This is a genomic window from Stenotrophomonas lacuserhaii (assembly GCF_014836545.1).
GTDB classification, from domain to species: Bacteria; Pseudomonadota; Gammaproteobacteria; order Xanthomonadales; family Xanthomonadaceae; genus Stenotrophomonas; species Stenotrophomonas lacuserhaii.
In genome coordinates this window covers 66,120-82,304 of sequence record NZ_JACSQS010000009.1, presented here as the reverse complement: position 1 = coordinate 82,304, position 16,185 = coordinate 66,120, and the positions used below count along the sequence as shown (strand labels likewise).

The 16,185-nt window shown below is 67.6% G+C and carries 19 protein-coding genes; 2 read left to right on the top strand and 17 right to left on the bottom strand.

The features are described 5' to 3' along the window. Nucleotide 1: 1 nt before the first annotated feature. The 10 genes from H9654_RS10390 to H9654_RS10345 all read right to left on the bottom strand — a co-directional run bounded on the left by H9654_RS10390 (nucleotide 2) and on the right by H9654_RS10345 (nucleotide 8,214). Nucleotides 2–379 (bottom strand): hypothetical protein, encoded by a 378-nt coding sequence (locus H9654_RS10390; protein WP_191770764.1) that lies wholly within the window; start codon nucleotides 377–379, stop codon nucleotides 2–4. A 58-nt stretch (nucleotides 380–437) separates the two neighbouring features. Then, on the bottom strand, nucleotides 438–1,052 hold the full coding sequence (locus H9654_RS10385; protein ID WP_191770763.1) for a hypothetical protein: 615 nt from the start codon (nucleotides 1,050–1,052) through the stop codon (nucleotides 438–440). 63 nt (nucleotides 1,053–1,115) lie between these two features. Beyond that, nucleotides 1,116–2,891, bottom strand: a complete 1,776-nt coding sequence (locus H9654_RS10380) for a DUF885 family protein (RefSeq protein WP_191770762.1) — start codon at nucleotides 2,889–2,891, stop codon at nucleotides 1,116–1,118. 85 nt (nucleotides 2,892–2,976) lie between these two features. Then, nucleotides 2,977–3,318 carry a lipid-A-disaccharide synthase N-terminal domain-containing protein gene (locus H9654_RS10375; RefSeq protein WP_101099439.1) on the bottom strand — a complete coding sequence of 114 codons (342 nt, stop codon included), beginning with the start codon at nucleotides 3,316–3,318 and terminating at the stop codon, nucleotides 2,977–2,979. After that, complete coding sequence (locus tag H9654_RS10370; protein ID WP_191770761.1) at nucleotides 3,318–4,040, bottom strand: glycosyltransferase family 2 protein; 723 nt, start codon at nucleotides 4,038–4,040, stop codon at nucleotides 3,318–3,320. Before H9654_RS10370 ends, H9654_RS10375 begins: the two co-directional genes overlap by 1 nt. Before the next feature lie 91 nt (nucleotides 4,041–4,131). Next, nucleotides 4,132–5,097, bottom strand: a complete 966-nt coding sequence (locus H9654_RS10365) for an NAD-dependent epimerase/dehydratase family protein (protein ID WP_191770760.1) — start codon at nucleotides 5,095–5,097, stop codon at nucleotides 4,132–4,134. Nucleotides 5,098–5,105: 8 nt separating this feature from the next. Then, a complete protein-coding gene (locus H9654_RS10360; RefSeq protein ID WP_372487481.1) occupies nucleotides 5,106–6,032 on the bottom strand; it encodes a ParB/RepB/Spo0J family partition protein in 927 nt (308 codons plus the stop codon). Continuing rightward, a complete protein-coding gene (locus H9654_RS10355) occupies nucleotides 6,029–6,826 on the bottom strand; it encodes a ParA family protein (protein WP_101099443.1) in 798 nt (265 codons plus the stop codon). The genes H9654_RS10360 and H9654_RS10355 overlap by 4 nt, the downstream gene beginning before the upstream one ends. Nucleotides 6,827–6,937: 111 nt before the next feature. After that, nucleotides 6,938–7,576: a 16S rRNA (guanine(527)-N(7))-methyltransferase RsmG gene (gene rsmG / locus H9654_RS10350; RefSeq protein WP_191770759.1), complete on the bottom strand. Its 639-nt coding sequence runs from the start codon at nucleotides 7,574–7,576 to the stop codon at nucleotides 6,938–6,940. Nucleotides 7,577–7,614: 38 nt separating this feature from the next. After that, complete coding sequence (locus H9654_RS10345) at nucleotides 7,615–8,214, bottom strand: 4'-phosphopantetheinyl transferase family protein (protein ID WP_318241130.1); 600 nt, start codon at nucleotides 8,212–8,214, stop codon at nucleotides 7,615–7,617. Between the two features lie 84 nt (nucleotides 8,215–8,298). Between H9654_RS10345 and H9654_RS10340 the strand changes: the two genes are divergently transcribed. Beyond that, on the top strand, nucleotides 8,299–8,550 hold the full coding sequence (locus H9654_RS10340; RefSeq protein WP_101099446.1) for a GlsB/YeaQ/YmgE family stress response membrane protein: 252 nt from the start codon (nucleotides 8,299–8,301) through the stop codon (nucleotides 8,548–8,550). A gap of 74 nt (nucleotides 8,551–8,624) precedes the next feature. Here the strand turns inward: H9654_RS10340 and xth are convergent, their stop codons facing one another. The 7 genes from xth to oleC form a co-directional block, all read right to left on the bottom strand. After that, a complete protein-coding gene (gene xth / locus H9654_RS10335; protein WP_191770758.1) occupies nucleotides 8,625–9,392 on the bottom strand; it encodes an exodeoxyribonuclease III in 768 nt (255 codons plus the stop codon). Nucleotides 9,393–9,545: 153 nt separating this feature from the next. Continuing rightward, nucleotides 9,546–10,307, bottom strand: a complete 762-nt coding sequence (locus H9654_RS10330) for a pseudouridine synthase (protein WP_225211981.1) — start codon at nucleotides 10,305–10,307, stop codon at nucleotides 9,546–9,548. Further along, the gene (gene ubiB, locus H9654_RS10325) at nucleotides 10,307–11,962 is read right to left on the bottom strand and encodes a ubiquinone biosynthesis regulatory protein kinase UbiB (protein ID WP_191770757.1); all 1,656 of its coding nucleotides are present in this window, start codon (nucleotides 11,960–11,962) and stop codon (nucleotides 10,307–10,309) included. The genes H9654_RS10330 and ubiB overlap by 1 nt, the downstream gene beginning before the upstream one ends. Next, nucleotides 11,959–12,594 carry a ubiquinone biosynthesis accessory factor UbiJ gene (locus tag H9654_RS10320; protein WP_191770756.1) on the bottom strand — a complete coding sequence of 212 codons (636 nt, stop codon included), beginning with the start codon at nucleotides 12,592–12,594 and terminating at the stop codon, nucleotides 11,959–11,961. Before H9654_RS10320 ends, ubiB begins: the two co-directional genes overlap by 4 nt. 145 nt (nucleotides 12,595–12,739) lie before the next feature. Beyond that, nucleotides 12,740–12,895, bottom strand: coding sequence for a DUF1328 domain-containing protein (locus H9654_RS10315; protein WP_042613899.1), 156 nt, complete (start codon nucleotides 12,893–12,895; stop codon nucleotides 12,740–12,742). Nucleotides 12,896–12,958: 63 nt separating this feature from the next. Further along, on the bottom strand, nucleotides 12,959–13,969 hold the full coding sequence (gene oleD / locus H9654_RS10310; protein WP_191770755.1) for a 2-alkyl-3-oxoalkanoate reductase: 1,011 nt from the start codon (nucleotides 13,967–13,969) through the stop codon (nucleotides 12,959–12,961). Then, nucleotides 13,966–15,624: an olefin beta-lactone synthetase gene (gene oleC, locus H9654_RS10305; RefSeq protein ID WP_191770754.1), complete on the bottom strand. Its 1,659-nt coding sequence runs from the start codon at nucleotides 15,622–15,624 to the stop codon at nucleotides 13,966–13,968. Before oleC ends, oleD begins: the two co-directional genes overlap by 4 nt. 105 nt (nucleotides 15,625–15,729) lie before the next feature. Here oleC and H9654_RS10300 point away from each other — a divergent pair, with 105 nt between their 5' ends. Continuing rightward, nucleotides 15,730–16,146, top strand: a complete 417-nt coding sequence (locus tag H9654_RS10300; protein WP_191770753.1) for a YkgJ family cysteine cluster protein — start codon at nucleotides 15,730–15,732, stop codon at nucleotides 16,144–16,146. Nucleotides 16,147–16,185 lie beyond the last annotated feature (39 nt).

The window sequence follows — 16,185 nt, the reverse complement described above, 5'->3', positions numbered from 1 at the left end:
ATCAGGCCTGGATCGGGGGACGCAGCGGGCTGTCCTGTGGCGCGGGACGCCACGTCGCGTCATGCGGAGCGTGGCGCACGCCGGCCGGTGCAGTGATCAGTTCCCAGCCTGCGTAGGCAAAGGGCAGCACGCCGCCCTGGCCATGACAATGGCCGCAATGCACGAGTGCATGCAGCAGGCGCGCGCCGGTATCATCATCGTCGTGGCCGGTGTCTGCTTCTGCATCGCCGTGCGGCACCGCGGGATGATCGGCATGGGACAACTCATGCAGGTCACCCAGCGCCGACGCCAATGCGCCACCGGCCGTGCCAAGCGCCACCACCACCAACATCAGCAGGCGGATCAGGAACAGCGGGCGTCGGCGGACGGTGCGGATCATCATCGTCAGGGTAGCGGCCGCACGAGGCGTTACACAATCGCAGCGCCGCGGGCCGACGCTACAGGTGGCTGATGTCCGGGTCGCCAACGGCCATTGCCTGCACTTCGCGCATGCCGGGCGGCAGCGCCGCCTTGAGCGCCTGCAAGGTCTGGAAATGCCTGCCTCGCACTGCCGACCAGGCAGGACTGGCGTTGTCCGCGACCTGCAACTGCCAGCCTGTCGCCGAGCGTTGCAGCGGCGTGCGCACCAGCTGTGCTGGGCTCAGTGCTGATCGCGAACGATGCACCAGGATCAGATCCCCGCCTTCTGCATGGCGTACACAGAAGCTGCCCGGGCGCTGGAACTGCGTGCACAGGGCGCGATAGCTGACGTGCGCCTTGGCCTGCTCGGGATCGATGTTGACGATGCGCTCCGGGTCGTTCAGCGCATTCCCGTACCGCGCATGGTCGCTGGCGATGACGCCGCGCTCCTGTGCTGTCAGCACGTCAGTGATGCCCTGCGGCGCCTGTCCGCCATAGCATGGCATCCCGGCCATCCAGATGGCGGTGATGACCGGAGCATTGCCCACGGCGCGTGGCACCAGCGAAGCCGCCGGGCCGCTTGCCGGGGCAGCGACGCTGTGGATGGTGAAAATACCTGGCGCGGCCGGATGGGGCTGTAGGGGTTGGGGCATGCGGCAGGCCTGTCTGTTGGATCCGACAAGCCTGCCGCAGCGCGCGATTCCCGCTACCAGGAATCAGCCTTTCCTGCGTTCTGCGATGAACGCCTGGATCTGCTGTTCCAGCACCGGCAGCGGCACCGAGCCCTGCTGCAGTACTGCATCGTGGAACGCCTTGATGTCGAACGAATCGCCCAGTTCCTTCTCCGCCTGCGCGCGCAGCCGCACGATGGCGATCTCGCCGAGCTTGTAGCTCAGCGCCTGGCCCGGCCAGGAAATGTAGCGATCCACTTCGGTGGTGACCTCGTGTTCGCTCAACGCGGTGTGGTCGCGCAGGTAGGCCAGTGCCTGCTCGCGGCTCCAGCCCTTGCTGTGCACGCCGGTATCGATCACCAGCCGCGCGGCACGCCACATTTCGTAGGTCAGCCGGCCGAAGTCTTCGTAAGGGGTCTCGTAGATGCCCATCTCCACGCCAAGCTTTTCGCAGTACAGGCCCCAGCCTTCGCCGTAGGCGGAGATGTAGCTGTTGCGACGGAACTCCGGCAGTTCGCCCTGCTCGGCCGCAAGCGCACCCTGCAGCGCGTGGCCCGGATCGGACTCATGCAGGGTCAGCGCGGGCAGGTTGTACAGCGGGCGCGCCGGCAGGTTGTAGGTGTTGAGCCAATAGGTGCCCATCCCACCGCGGCCGGCGGTCCAGAACGGGGCGATGTCCGGCGGCACCGGCACGATGGTGAAGCGCGCGCGCGGCAGCGTCATGTACCTGCCGATCACCCCGTCCACGCGCTTGGAGATCCACGCCGCGCGATGCAGCAGTTCATCGGGCGTCTTGGCGTAGAACTGCGGATCGGTGCGCAGGAAGGTCAGGAACTCACCGAAGCTGCCCTTGAAACCGACCTGCTTGATGATGGCGTTCATCTCGGCCTGGATGCGTGCCACTTCGGCCAGGCCGATCGTGTGGATCTCATCCGGGCCCAGGTCCAGCGTGGTGTATTCGTGGATCTGCTGCTTGTAGAACGCCTTGCCGTCCGGCATTGCCTCGGCGGCCAGGGTGGTGCGCGCCTTCGGCACGTACTCCTGCAGGAAGAAGCGGCGCAGCTGCTGGAACGCCGGGATGACCTTGCCGGCGATCGCCTCGCGCGCCTGCGCCTGCAGCTGGGCCTGCTCGGCGGCGGGAATGCTGGAAGGCAGCTTCTTGAACGGTGCGTACAGCGGCGACCGGGTCGGATCGGTGAGGTCGGCGACGTTGGAGATCGCCACTTCGCGGCCGTCCAGCACGGCGCGCGGCACGCTGAAACCACGCGCCAGGCCGGCACGCATGTTGTCGGTCTGCTGGGTGAAGTAACGCGGCACGTCGTTGAGGCGCGCGATGTAGTTGCGATGGTCCTGCGCGGTCTTCATCTCGCGACGGGCCATGAAGGACAGGTTCGACCAGAACGAGGAATCCGAATTGAACGGCATCTCGTAGGTGCGCAGGCGCACTTCCTCGGCCAGGTTGAACACCTGGTCGCGGTAGATCGCCAGGTTGACCTGGTTCACGCCAGACAGGGCCTTGGCATCCAGCCCGTCCAGCTGCTTGAGCACACCGTCCCAGACCGCAAGCCGCGCCTGCTGTGCAGCCGGGCCTACATCGGGCATGCGCGCGGCGCTTTCCGGTGCGTCGCCGTCTTCGCTGGCTTCACCTCCACCGGCCTGGCGCCACGCCCATTCCTTCTCATAGATCGCGCGGAACGCTGCATCGGCGGCGCTTTCATTGGCAATGCTGGCCGGCGCGGCGGTGGCCGCCGGCGGGGCCGCGTGGGTGAGCAAGGGAGCAGACAGGGCGAGCAGCAGGGCAACGGCAAGGCGGGTTTTCACGAGCGCAGGATTCCCGGGGGAGGCAGGCCTTCGATGATGGCACCGATGCTGCCCCGCTACATGGGTCGAACGTCCTGCCCGCTGTCTAATGAGCGGCCTTGTCGCGCTTCCAGCCGCGGTGGGCGATGTCCAGCTTCAGGCTGTACAGCGCGGTGAAGGCGGGGAACAGGTTCTGCAGCACGCCGACCGAGTCCTGTTTGGCGGAGAACAGGAAGTAACTCAGCGTCATCAGGCTGCCGACCACGCTCATGTACCAGAACAACCGCGGGATCACCGGCTTGCCGGCGCGCCGCGAAGCGACGAACTGCACCAGCCAGCGGCCGCCGAACATCAGCGCGCCGGTGTAGCCGATCAGCTTCCAGCCGGTGACGTGCAGCCCGGTCCAGTACAACCAGGTCAGCGGCTGGTCCAGCAGGGGAAGGTCCATCAGCGTTCTTCCACGGCCGTACGGCGGCTGCGCGTGATCAGCCATGCCACCCCGCGCAGGTCGCGCAGACCGACCAGTGCCCGCTGCAGGTTGTTGTACTTGGACACCCCGGCGGTACGCGCACGGTGGTTGACCGGCACGCACTGCGTGGTCCAGCCGGCACGCTGCATCAGCGCAGGCAGATAGCGGTGCATGTGGTCGAAATAGGGCAGGTCCAGGAAGGCCTCGCGCTCGAACAGCTTGATGCCGCAGCCGGTATCGGGCGTGGCGTCGTGCAGCGCGCGTGCGCGGATCGCGTTGGCCCAGCGGCTGGCCCAGCGTTTGCTGCCACTGTCCTTGCGGTTGACCCGCCAGCCAGCGAACAGCTTGACCTGGGCATCGGCCGTCGCGCGGGCGTCGAGCAGCTTCGGAATATCGGCGGGATCATTCTGGCCGTCGCCGTCCAGCGTGGCGATCCACGCGCCGCGGGCCTGCTTGACGCCGGTCCGCACCGCCGTGCTCTGGCCGCTCTGGCTGAGGTGGTGCAGCACGCGCAGCTCCGGCGTGGTGGCCTTCAGCGCCTGCAGCACCGCCAGCGTGTCGTCCTGCGAATGGTCGTCCACGTAGACGATCTCGAACGCCACGCGGCCGCGCAGCGCTGCGGTGATTTCAGCCACCAGCGGGGCGACGTTGTCGCGTTCGTTGAATACCGGGACGACGACGGAAAGCTCGGGATGACTCATCGGGAACTCGGCCAAGGGAAAGTAAAACAGCGCGCATTCTCCGCTTCCGAGGTTATCCGAAGATGAACCCGGCTGCCCAGCATGGGCGCCTTCAGCCGCGTTCGCCGAAATAATCCCGGCACCACGCCACCACGGGCGGCAGCCCCTGTTCGATCGGCAGGGACGGTGAATAGCCGAACGCGTCATGGGCACGTCGGGTATCGGCCATCGTGCGCACCATGTCGCCGGCCTGCATCGGTTTGTAGACCTTGCGTGCAGGGCGAGCGGCGGCTTGCTCGATCACCTCGATGAACCGCTCCAGTTCCACCGGGGTGTGGTTGCCCAGGTTGAACACGCGGTGCGGCACCGGCTCGGTGCTGGAATGCGCGAGCGCGCCAAGGATGCCCGCCACGATGTCGGAAACATGTGTGAAATCGCGCTGCATCCGGCCTTCGTTGAACACCTCGATCGGCTGCCCGGCCAGCACCGCGCGGGCGAACAGCAGCGGCGCCATGTCCGGCCGCCCCCAGGGGCCGTATACGGTGAAGAAGCGCAGTCCGGTGGCGCGTAGGCCATACAGTTGCGCATAGCTGTAGGCCATCAGTTCGTTGGCGACCTTGGTGGCCGCGTACAGCGAGCGCGGCTGGTCCACGCGCTGGTCTTCGGAGAACGGCGGCGTGGCCGAATCGCCATACACCGAACTGCTGCTGGCATACACCAGATGCTGCACGCGGTAGTGGCGGCAGGCCTCCAGGATGTTGACGAAGCCACTGAGGTTGCTGTCGACGTAGGCCTGCGGATTTTCCAGTGAATAACGCACACCGGCCTGCGCGGCCAGGTGGATCACCGCCTGCGGCTGGACCTCTTCGAACAGCGCGGCCAGGCCGTTGCGGTCGGTCAGCTCCAGCGTGCGCAGGTCCAGCTGCGGGCACAGCGCCGCTACGCGGTCGCGCTTCAGCTGGGGATCGTAGTAATCATTGAAGTTGTCCAGCCCGACCACCGCTTGGCCGGCCTGCAGCAGGGCCTGCGCGGTGTAGGCCCCGATGAATCCCGCAGCGCCGGTAAGCAGGATCGTCATGCTGTCGCTCAGCCGCGCTGGGCCCGCAACCGTTCAAGCACGCCATCCAGCGTGTCCAGATCGGTGTAGTGGATGACCAGCTTGCCCTTGCCGCCGCGGCCATGGTTGATCGCCACCTTGGCACCAAGCGATTCGCTCAGCTCGGTTTCCAGCGAGGCGATATCCGCCTGAGGGGCGCTGCGCGGCGCCGGCTGCGGGCGGTTGCCCGGCACCTTGCCGGCGGCGAACGCCTGCGCGCGGCGCTCCACTTCACGTACCGACCAGCCTTCGTCGGCGGCTTCCTGGGCCAGCTTGCCGGCCAGTTCCGGTGCCAGCGTCAGCAGCGCGCGGGCATGTCCCATTTCCAGCCGGCGTGATTCCAGCAGCACGCGGATCGCGATCGGCAGTTCCAGCAGGCGCAGCAGGTTGGACACCGACGCACGCGAACGGCCGACGGCCTCGGCCGCTTCAGCGTGGGTCAGGGTGAACTCGCTGATCAGCCGATGCAGGGCTTCGGCTTCTTCCAGCGGGTTGAGGTCTTCGCGCTGGATGTTCTCGATCAGCGCCATCGCGATGACGGTGCGGTCTTCCAGCTCGCGCACCACCACCGGCACTTCGTCCAGCCCGGCCAGCTGCGAGGCACGCCAGCGGCGTTCGCCGGCGACGATTTCGTAGTTGCCGCCCGGCAGCTGGCGCGCCAGGATCGGCTGGATCACGCCCTGCGAACGGATGGAATCAGCCAGTTCGGCGAGCTTGGCCTGGTCCATCTCGCGCCGCGGCTGGTACTTGCCCGGCTGCAGCTGGCCGATCGGCAGCCTGCGCAGCACTTCACCAGGCAGCGGTTCGATCACCGCCGTGGCCTGCACCTGGCTCACCGAAGCCTTCGGTCCCAGCAGGGCATCCAGGCCGCGGCCGAGGCCACGCTTCTTGCCTGCGGCGGGCTTGGTGGTCATCAGGCAGTCTCCACGGCCTTGGCGGCCTTGTTGCGATCGTTGTTGCGACGGATGATCTCCCCGGCCAGGCCGAGGTAGGCCACGCCACCGCGCGAGCCACGGTCGTAGCCGACGATGCTCTGGCCATGGCTGGGCGCTTCGGCCAGGCGCACGTTGCGCGGCACGATGGTACGGAACACCAGGTCGCCGAAGTGTTCGGTGAGCTCGCCGGACACCGCGTTGGCCAGGTTGTTGCGCACATCGAACATGGTGCGCAGCACGCCTTCGATTTCCAAGGCCGGATTGAGGTTGCCGCGCAGCGCTTCGATGGTTTCCACCAGCGCGCTCAGGCCCTCCAGGGCGTAGTACTCGCACTGCATCGGCACCAGCACCGAATCGGCGGCGGCCAGGGCATTCAAGGTCAGCAGCGAAAGCGCCGGCGGACAGTCGATCAGGATGTAATCGTACTCATCGCGGATCGGTGCCAGCGCGCGCTTCAGGCGCTGTTCGCGCTCGCCCTGGCCCATCAGCTGGATCTCGGCGGCGGTCAGGTCGATGTTGCCGGGCAGCAGGTCATAGCCTTCGGCCGACTTCACCCGCACTTCCGCCGCGGTGCTTTCGCCCAGCAGCAGGTCATAGGTGGACGAGGCCAGCTCGCGCTTTTCCACGCCGCTGCCCATCGTCGCGTTGCCCTGCGAATCCAGGTCCACCAGCAGGACGCGCTTGGGGGCGTGGGCCAGGGCGGCGGACAGGTTGACGGCGGTCGTGGTCTTGCCGACGCCACCCTTCTGGTTGGCGATGGCGATGATGCGGGCCATGCGGGTGAGCCTCGTCGACGGTTGCTGGGGCTGGTCATTATGCGTACAACCGGCCCCGGGCGGAAATCGGGATGCGCCAGGACCTTGGCGGACAAGGACCGGCGCAGCCGCTCAAGGACCTGTAACGGTCACCAGGTGGCGCTCTCCGGACAGGCCCGGTACCTGCAGCGGCACTACCTCGCGCACGCTCCAGCCCTTCGGCAGTGCGGCGATTTCATCGTGCGGATGGATGCCTTTCATCGCCAGCAGCACACCGCCCGGGCGCAGCAGGTGGCCACCCACGCGCACGATACCTTCCAAAGTATCCATCGCACGCGCGGTGATCTGGTCGTACTGGCCGGGCTCGTCCAGCGCTTCAGCGCGCGATTCGGCGACCCGCGCATTGCCCAGCTGCAGTTGGCGCACGGCCTCGCGCATGAAGCGCGCCTTCTTGCCGTTGCTTTCCACCAGGGTGACCTGCAGGCCCGGGCAGGCGATGGCCAGCGGTATGCCGGGCAGCCCCGGACCGGTGCCGAGGTCGGCCAGGGTGCCCTGGGTTACGTGCGGCTGCATCGCCAGCGAATCCAGCAGGTGGCGGGTGACCATCTCCTGCGGATCGCGCACCGCGGTGAGGTTGTAGGTCTGGTTCCAGCGATGCAGCAGGGCCAGGTAACGCAGCAGCGGCGGCGCCATCTCGGCGGCCAGGCCCATGTCGGCCAGACCACGCTGCAGCGTGTCGGCGACGGCAGGCGGAAGATTGTGTTCGCTCATGCCGGCATTATCGCCGGTTTCACCCGGCCACGAGCGCTTCAGGCCGCGTGCCAGGCCAGCGCGGCGCGGAAATCGGCGCGCGCCTGCCACTCATGCAGGTGCCAGCGCGTGGCCGGGCCGAGCGCCGCATCGCACCAGTGCAGCTGCAGGCTGCCGTCGCCGGCGGGGGCGAACTGCAGGCGGTGCAGGCCGAAGGAGATGCCCTGCCCGTCGGCCTTCAGCATGGCCTCCTTGGCACACCAGACACGGAAGAACCAGTGTTCGCGATCAGCCTCGGACAGGCGTTCCAGCCATTCGATTTCCGCCGGGTGGAAAAAGCGGCGAACGATTTCCAGCAGGCGCGGCCGTGGACGCAGCAGTTCCAGGTCCACCCCCAGCCGTACGCCTTCGCCCAGCGCCACCAGCAGCAGCTCGCCGCTGTGGCTCCAGCCGGTGCCGTAGCCGGACAACGCAGCAGACAGCTCCGGGCGGCCACGCGGATCACGGACCAGGGGCAGCGCCAGCGGATCGCCTCCCAACGCTTCGGCCAGCACCTGGCGCGCCTGCGGTTCGCCACGGTGTCCCGGCACGTGGGGCCGGCGCCAGACTGTCACCGGACCGAACTGCCACGGGCCATCACAGGGCGGCTGCAGGCTCACGTCGCGTGCCTGTCAGCACGGCTGCACAAGCGGTTCACGGCCGGGCGCGTCAACTGAAGGCCCTTGGGACGTGGAGGTGTGGCGATGGGCATCATCATCTGGTTGATCGTAGGCGGCATCGTGGGCTGGCTGGCCAGCATCATCATGAGGCGCGATGGCCAGCAGGGCATCATCCTCAACGTGGTGGTCGGCATCGTCGGCGCGCTCATTGCCGGCTTTCTGTTCGGTGGTGGGATCAACGACGCGATCACGCTGCGCACCTTCCTGTTCTCACTGATCGGCGCGGTGATCCTGTTGGCGATCGTCAATCTGTTCACCCGCAAGAGCATACGCTGACGCCGCCATGGTGCCGGCCGCTGGCCGGCGGATGCATCAGCACGGGGCCCGGCAAAATGCCGGGCCCCGTTGTTTCAGGCCAGCTGCACCCAGGCCGGTGCGTGGTCGCTGGGGCGCTCCCAGGTCCGCGGCTCGCGATCGATGCCCGATGCCACCGCTGACGCCTTCAGCGCCTCCGATACGAGGGTGAGGTCGATGCGCAGGCCAAGGTTGCGGCGGAAACCGGCGGCGCGGTAATCCCACCAGCTGAACACTCCGGCCTCGTCACTGTGCAGGCGGAACGCATCGTGCAGTCCCAGCTGCAGCAGCTTGTTCAGCGCGCCGCGTTCGGCGGTGGAAGTCAGGATGTGGTTTTCGTTCCAGACCAGCGGGTCGTTGACGTCACGCTCGTCCGGGGCGATGTTGAAATCCCCCATCACGATCAGCTTCGGGTAGCGCTGCAGCTCATCGGCGATCCAGGCGTGCACCGCCTCCAGCCAGCGCAGTTTGTAGGCGTATTTGTCCGTGCCCACGTCCTGGCCGTTGACCACGTACAGGTTGATCACCCGCAGCTGGCCGAAGGTCCCGGCGATGACGCGCTTCTGCTCGTCCTCGAAGCCGGGAATGCCGATCTGCACGTCCTGCGCCGGCTCGCGCGACAGCAGTGCCACGCCGTTGTAGGTCTTCTGGCCAGCGAACACGCTGCGGTAACCGGCGGCGATCAGCGCCGAATCCGGGAACTTGTGGTCTTCCAGCTTGGTTTCCTGGATGCCGACGATATCCGGGCCGAAGTCCTTGAGCCACTGCTCCAGGTGCGGCAGGCGGACGTTGAGTGAATTGACGTTCCACGAGGCGATTTTCATGGCGGGGATTGTAGCCCGCCCAGGCTCGGGGCCCGGTAGCGCCGTGCCGTGGTGGGTGACGACCGTTGGTCGTCACGCTGTTCGCTTGGTGGGTGACGACCGTTGGTCGTCACGCTTCTGGATCCCGCCGAGCATGGCTCGGCGCTACCGCCTTCAGGCCGGCGCGACGTCCCAGCCGAACAGATCCAGCGCCTTCTGGAATGCGGCGTCCACCGGTGCGCGCACATCCACCGTGCCACCGTCCGGATGCGGGAAACGCAGGCGCTCGGCATGCAACAGCATGCGGTGCACGCCCTGCATGCGGAAGATGCGGTTGTGCCGCCCATCGCCGTGGCTGGTGTCACCGATCATATGGTGCGACAGGTGCTTGAGGTGGCGGCGGATCTGGCGGAAGCGCCCGGTCTGCGGCTGGCAGCGCAGCAACGCATAGCGCGAGGTGCTGAACTCACCACTCGGCACCGCCAGCTCGCCGGTCGCCAGGCGCTGGAAATCCGTCACCGCCGGCTTCTTCACCGGCTTGCCGGGACCACCGTCCAGGTCATGGTCGACCTGCCAGCTTTCCTCTGCCGGCCACCCACGGCACACGGTCAGGTAATCCTTCTGCACTTCCCCGCCCATCAGCGACTTGCCCAGCGCGCTGGCGGTTTCGCGGTCGAAGGCCAGCAGCAGGCAGCCGCTGGTGGCGCGGTCCAGCCGGTGCACCAGGAAGATCTGCCGGCCCAGCTGCTCGCGCAGCCGATCAGCCAGGAAGTCATCCTCGCCGCGCGCCAGCTTGCTGTCGTGGACCATCAGCCCGGCTGGCTTGTTGACCACCGCCAAGCGCTCGTCCTGGTGCAGCAGCTGCAGCGGCTCCGCTGCTGCGACGGCGGACACATCCTCCTGGGTCGTCTCGTCGATCACCGACTCGCCCCCCATCATCGCCACCACGCCCGTGCCAACGCCAATGCACCCAGCACGCTGGACACCCCGCTCCAGATCGGCATGTCGCCGAAGTACAGGCCCGGCGGCTGCAGCACGTACAGCAGCGCGGCGATCGCCAGCAGGCCGACACCGGTGATTGCGCCCACGGCGCGCTTCTGCAGCCGTTGCAGGCTGGCATCCAGCGCGGCCAGGTCGCGCGAGCGCATCGACAACTCGTGCCGCCCTTCCACCTGCTGGCTCAGCCAGGCGTGCACCAGCCGCGGCATGTCCGGCGCATGGGTCATGATTTCCGGCACCCGCTTGCCGATCTCGCGCAGCACCCGGCGCGGGCTGTAGCGCGCGCGCAGGATCTTCGCCAGCACCGGCTTGGCCACCGCCCAGATATCGATCTGCGGATCCAGCTGGCGACCCACGCCTTCGATGTTGAGCAGGGTCTTCTGCAGCAGGATCAACTGCGGCTGCAGGGTCAGCTGGTAGCGCTGCGCTACGCGGAACAGCTTCATCAGCACCTCGGCCAGCGAAATCTGCGACAGCGGGCGGGTGAAGTAAGGCTCGCAGACCGACCGTACCGCCGATTCCAGCTCGTCGATGCGCACGTGGTCCGGCATCCACCGGGCCTGCACGTGCAGTTCGGCGATGCGCCGGTAATCGCGGTTGAAGATGGCCATGAAGTTCTCGGCGAGGTAGTACTGGTCCTCCTGCGAGAGCTGGCCCATGATGCCGAAATCCAACGCGATGAAGCGCGGGTTGGCGCGGCGCTGCGGATCGATATCGACCCAGATGTTGCCGGCGTGCGCATCGGCGTGGAAGAAGTTGTCACGGAACACCTGGGTGTAGAACACCCGCACGCCCTTGGCCGCCAGCGCGACGCGGTCGATGCCGGCGCGGTCCAGCGCTTCGATGTCGTCCGACGGAATGCCCCACACGCGTTCCAGGGTCAGTGCACGTTCGGCCGTGTGGCTCCAGATCACCTCGGGCACGTACAGGTCGTCGGAGTTCTCCCAGAACCGGCGCAGCACGCTCGCATTGGCGCCTTCGCGCTGCAGGTCCAGTTCGGCCGAAAGCGTGTTTTCGATCTCCGCCACCACCTCGCGCGGGCGGATCTTGTCGGCGCGCGGATGGGTGCGCTCGACCAGCGTCGCCAGCGAATTGAGCAGGGCGATGTCGGCGACGATCTGTTTCTCGATGTCCGGGCGCAGCACCTTGACCACCACTTGGCGCCCATCGCCGAGCGTGGCAGCGTGCACCTGGGCGATCGATGCCGAGGCCAGCGGCTCGGTATCGAAACTGGCGAATGCCGCACTGACCGGCATGCCCAGCGCCTGTTCGACGATGCGCCGTGCGGTATCGCCGTCGAACGGCTTGACCCGATCCTGCAGCAGGGTCAGTTCGACGGCTACATCCGGCGGCACCAGGTCGCGGCGGGTGGACAGGATCTGTCCGAACTTGACGAAGATCGGGCCGAGGTCCTGCAGCGCCAGGCGCAGCCGCGCACCGCGGGACTGCGCGGCGATGTCCGCCGATGCACGTGGCACGAAGGGTTTGGCCAGCCGCAGCCAGCGCTCGGCCGGGGTGCCCTGCAGCAGGTCGTCCAGCCGGTAGCGCAGGATGATGCGGCCGATGCGGCTGGCCCGCAGCAGCGCCTTCATGCGGCACCCCGCAGGCGCTGCACGCGCGCGGCGAGGCGCTCGAGGTCGTCACGCAGCACGTCCACGTCGTCATGGAAGGCATCCAGTTCGCCGCGCGGCACCACATCGCGCGATTCCTCGGTGACGAACTCTGCGGCCGTATGCGCGAGGTCGGACGCGCCGCGGCGTGCGTGCTGCAGGGCGCTGCGCAGGGTATTGGCCACCTGTACGCCCAGCACTTCGCCGAACACGCGCACGAAGGGCAGCTGCCAGTCCGGATCGAAGCCCTTCGCCAGCTGCTGCAGGCGGCGCGCCAGTTCGGCATCGCCGGCCACCCGAACGCGCCCGGCCGTGTTGGCCTGGGCGCCGCGTGATTTCGCCAGCAGCGGTAACTGTACCAGCACACCGGACAGGCTGCTGCGCACCGCCAGGTCGGCTTCGCGATGGTCCACCGGACCCACTTCCAGCGCCTCGCCGTGCACGCTGATGCGCATCGCCAGGGCGGGCGCTTCCAGGGTCAGGTCGATATGGCGGCCATCCAGTGCGGTCAGCGCCTGGCGGGTATCAGGGTCCAGCGCAAGCGCGCGGTTGAGCGCGGCTTGCAGGGCGCGGCCGGCAACCGGCTTGAGCGACTTGAGCAGGGAAAGAGGCATGGCGGGCATTCTACCTGCCTGATGCGGCAGTGACCGCCGCCGGCCCGGTAGTGACGGCCGCTGGCCGTCTGCTCCAGCAGCATCGTGCGGAAACAACAAAGCCGGGCAATGCCCGGCTTTGTCTTTCAAGCAACCCGACCGAAGGTCAGGTTCGCTTGCGGAACATCGAGATGATGGCCAGCACCAGGAAGACCACGAACAGGATCCAGGCGATGTTGCTGGCGGCACCGGCGATACCGGAGAACCCAAGCACGGCGGCAATCAGGGCGATGACGAAAAAGATGACGGCGTAATGCAGCATGGCGATCCTCGCGGTTAACGTGCCGGGGTGGCGTTGGGGACCATACTCACGTGCCAGCGGTGTTCATCTGGTGACGGAAATCTCGCCGATTGATGAAGCTTTCAGCCGCGTGAGCCCTTCGTCAATGCTCACCACGGGCACATAACCGAAGTCACGGCGCGCCGGTTCCATGCTGTACCAGTGCGCGGTGCACAGCTGTTCGGCAAGGAAACGGGTGAGCGGCGGCTCACCCGGCAGGCGCAGCAGCGGCCAAAGTTTCTCGGCTACCGCCCCGATGCGGTACGCAGTCTTGAAACTCAGCGATTTCTTCACCGGGGGCGCGCCTACCGCAGCCAGCAGCTTGTTGAGCAGCTCGCGCATCGGCAGCGGTTCGCCGTTGGAAATGAAGTACGCCTTGCCCGCGCACGCCGCACCAGGAGCCAGTGCATCCAGCGCCAGGAAATGCGCCAGTGCGGCATTGTCGATGAAGGTGGTATCGACCAGGTTGCTGCCATCGCCGACCAGGCGCAGGCGTCCAGCGCGCGAACGCTGCGCCAGCCGCGGCACCAGCTGCAGATCGCCCGGCCCCCAGATCAACCGGGGGCGCAGCGCCACGGTGGCCAGCGCGGCATCGTTGGCCGCCAGCACGCGTTGTTCGGCAATCGCCTTGGTCGCAGCATACGGCGCCTGGAAGTCTTCGCCATACGGCACTTGGTCCGCGCCCAGCCCTTCCACCGGATGCGTAGCCCGATGGGTCACGCTGGGCGTGGAGGTGTAGACCAGCTTCGACACTCCCTGCGCACGGCAGGCGGCGATCACGTTGTCGGTGCCGACGACATTGGCCCGGTGGTAGCTGTCATAGCTGCCCCAGGCCCCTGCCTTGGCCGCATTGTGCAGCACCGCGTCCATGCCCGTCACCGCGTGCAGCACCGCCTGCGCATCAGCCAGATCACCCTGGATCTGGCCTACGCCCATTGCCTGCAGCGCCGGGTAATGACCCCGATTGAAGCTGAGTACCTGGTGCCCACGCTCGGCAAGGCCAGCGCACAGCGCCTGGCCGAGGAATCCACCGCCGCCGGTGACAAGGATCTTCATGCGTGTTTTTCCCGTTGCGAAGCGGCCCAGATCGCCAGCTTCTCGCGGCCGATCTTGGCGTTGTGGCGGATATCCACCGGGAACCCCGGATGGACCAGGAACTCCTGCAGGCGTGCCTCGGGCAGGCGCACGGCCGCCTTGGTGCGCAGCGCTTCATGCAGGGCGGCGGAATCGGAGTGCCCGCGCAGCAGCTCCACGCACAGCACCGGCACCTGCGCACCCGGCGCACCGACGCCGACCAGCGCGGTGCGCGCCACGCCGGCCACGGTGTTGAACACCGGCTCGACCTGTTCGGTGTACAGCGGCCCGTGCGCGGTTTCCACGCGCTGGGTCTTGCGTCCGCAGAACCACAGCTGGCCCTGCGCATCGAAGTAGCCCACATCACCCATGCGGTGCACCACGCGGGTGCTCCCATCGGCCAGCGTCTCGTTGATCTTGGCCGCCGCGGTTGCCTGCGGACGGTTGAAATAGCTGTCCGTTGCGGTAGGCCCGGCGACGGTGATCTCGCCCACTTCACCCACCGCCAGCTCACGCACCTGCGACCAGTCCGGCAGCGGCGCGTCGTCGATGGCGATGATGCGCACCTGGTTCGGTGCCACCACCCCGCCCACGCAGGTGCCGGCACCGCCTTCGGTGGCGGCCCGGGTGTTCTCCAGCGCGCGCCCTTCGATCACCGCGACCGGCAGGCATTCGGTGGCGCCATATGGCGTCCAGAACTGGGCATCGGGCGGCAACAGCCGGCGGATCCTGGCGACCACGTCCGGCGGCACCGGCGCCCCCGCCGAGGTCACCCGCTTGACCCCCGGCAGCGGCTGGCCATGGTCGGCCAGCACCCGCATCAATGCCGGCGAGCCGAACAACTGGGTGACGCCGTGGCGCTTGATCGCATCGTGCAGGCGGCGCGGATCGGCCTTGGCCGGGCGCGTGGGATCCATGTCCGGTATCACCGAGGTCAGTCCCAATGCCGGGTCGAACAGGGCGAACGGCGGGAAGGTCGGCAGGTCCACTCCGCCCGGCTGCATGCCGAAGGCCGCGCGCAGCAGCTCGACCTGGCCGACGAAATGGCGGTGGCGGTAGACCACGCCCTTGGGCACGCCGGTGGAGCCGCTGGTGAACAGGATCGCCGCGGTGTCTTCGCCATCGGTGGCGGCCAGCATCGGCGGCGTACCGGCCCCGGCGCGCTCCAGCGCGGCCAGCGTGGTGCCACCCCAGCCCAGCCGGCGGCCCACGGTCACCAGCAGCGTGGCCGACGGCGCCCAGCGCAGCGCCAGCCGGGCCACGTGGGCCAGCGCAATGCCGATGAAGGCCTGCGGCTGCGCCTCGTCCAGGCACTGCTTCAGCGCGCGCTTGTCGATGCCCGGATCCACCAGCACCGGTACCGCGCCCAGCTTGAACAGCGCGAACATCAGCAGGAAGAACTCCGGCGAAGGCCGCACCATCACCACCGCCCGTACGCCGCGGCCGATGCCGTAGGCGGAAAGACCGGCGGCCATGGCATCACTGCGCGCATCCAGCTGGCGGTAGTCCAGGGTGACGTCGTAGGCCGCCATGCCATTGCCCGGCCCTCTCCGTCCGGGACAGCGGATGGCGATCTGGTCGGGACGTTCACGCGCCAGTTCGGGCAATCGTGCGGCGATGTTGCTGTATCGGTTCATCCGTTCATTGTCGCCCGATACGGAATTTCTTGCGCGCTGGCCCGCATCGTGGAAAATCCGCACTCTCTTTTCATTGCGCCAATGGCCGCCCGAGGCGCCCTGCCCATGCAACACCCCTGCATGACCTGCGGCGCCTGCTGCACCCAGTACCGCGTCGCGTTCCACTGGATGGAATCAGACGAAGTCACCCCCGGCGGCGTGCCGCACCAACTGACCGAAGTGCTGGACCCGCATCGCCTGTGCATGCAGGGCACCCATTCGGCGCCGGTCCGTTGCGTGGCGCTCGACGCCCAGATCGGCGTGTATTCGCGATGCACGATCCATCCCAACCGGCCCAGCGTATGCCGCGAGGTGGACGCTTCATGGGAATACGGCAAGCCCAGCGCGCAGTGCGAGAAAGCCCGCATTGCCTACGGCCTGGACCCGCTGACCCCGGCCGACTGGCGCTGGCGCGACGCCGCCGGCAACGATGACAACCACCCGGACGACAACGGCTCGCCACAGGCCCCGATCGCAGCCTGAGTAGCGCCGAAGGCAGCGGCAGGAGCCGCTGCCTTCGGC

Coding starts and splice junctions, on each gene's coding strand:
- H9654_RS10370 (WP_191770761.1), bottom strand. CDS start 4,040: ATGAGTCATCCCGAGCTTTCCGTCGTCGTCCCGGTATTCAACGAACGC.
- H9654_RS10315 (WP_042613899.1), bottom strand. CDS start 12,895: ATGCTGCATTACGCCGTCATCTTTTTCGTCATCGCCCTGATTGCCGCC.
- H9654_RS10340 (WP_101099446.1), top strand. CDS start 8,299: ATGGGCATCATCATCTGGTTGATCGTAGGCGGCATCGTGGGCTGGCTG.
- ubiB (WP_191770757.1), bottom strand. CDS start 11,962: ATGAAGGCGCTGCTGCGGGCCAGCCGCATCGGCCGCATCATCCTGCGC.
- oleC (WP_191770754.1), bottom strand. CDS start 15,624: ATGAACCGATACAGCAACATCGCCGCACGATTGCCCGAACTGGCGCGT.
- H9654_RS10320 (WP_191770756.1), bottom strand. CDS start 12,594: ATGCCTCTTTCCCTGCTCAAGTCGCTCAAGCCGGTTGCCGGCCGCGCC.
- oleD (WP_191770755.1), bottom strand. CDS start 13,969: ATGAAGATCCTTGTCACCGGCGGCGGTGGATTCCTCGGCCAGGCGCTG.
- H9654_RS10385 (WP_191770763.1), bottom strand. CDS start 1,052: ATGCCCCAACCCCTACAGCCCCATCCGGCCGCGCCAGGTATTTTCACC.
- H9654_RS10365 (WP_191770760.1), bottom strand. CDS start 5,097: ATGACGATCCTGCTTACCGGCGCTGCGGGATTCATCGGGGCCTACACC.
- H9654_RS10300 (WP_191770753.1), top strand. CDS start 15,730: ATGCAACACCCCTGCATGACCTGCGGCGCCTGCTGCACCCAGTACCGC.
- H9654_RS10390 (WP_191770764.1), bottom strand. CDS start 379: ATGATCCGCACCGTCCGCCGACGCCCGCTGTTCCTGATCCGCCTGCTG.
- xth (WP_191770758.1), bottom strand. CDS start 9,392: ATGAAAATCGCCTCGTGGAACGTCAATTCACTCAACGTCCGCCTGCCG.
- H9654_RS10355 (WP_101099443.1), bottom strand. CDS start 6,826: ATGGCCCGCATCATCGCCATCGCCAACCAGAAGGGTGGCGTCGGCAAG.
- H9654_RS10375 (WP_101099439.1), bottom strand. CDS start 3,318: ATGGACCTTCCCCTGCTGGACCAGCCGCTGACCTGGTTGTACTGGACC.
- rsmG (WP_191770759.1), bottom strand. CDS start 7,576: ATGAGCGAACACAATCTTCCGCCTGCCGTCGCCGACACGCTGCAGCGT.
- H9654_RS10330 (WP_225211981.1), bottom strand. CDS start 10,307: ATGGGGGGCGAGTCGGTGATCGACGAGACGACCCAGGAGGATGTGTCC.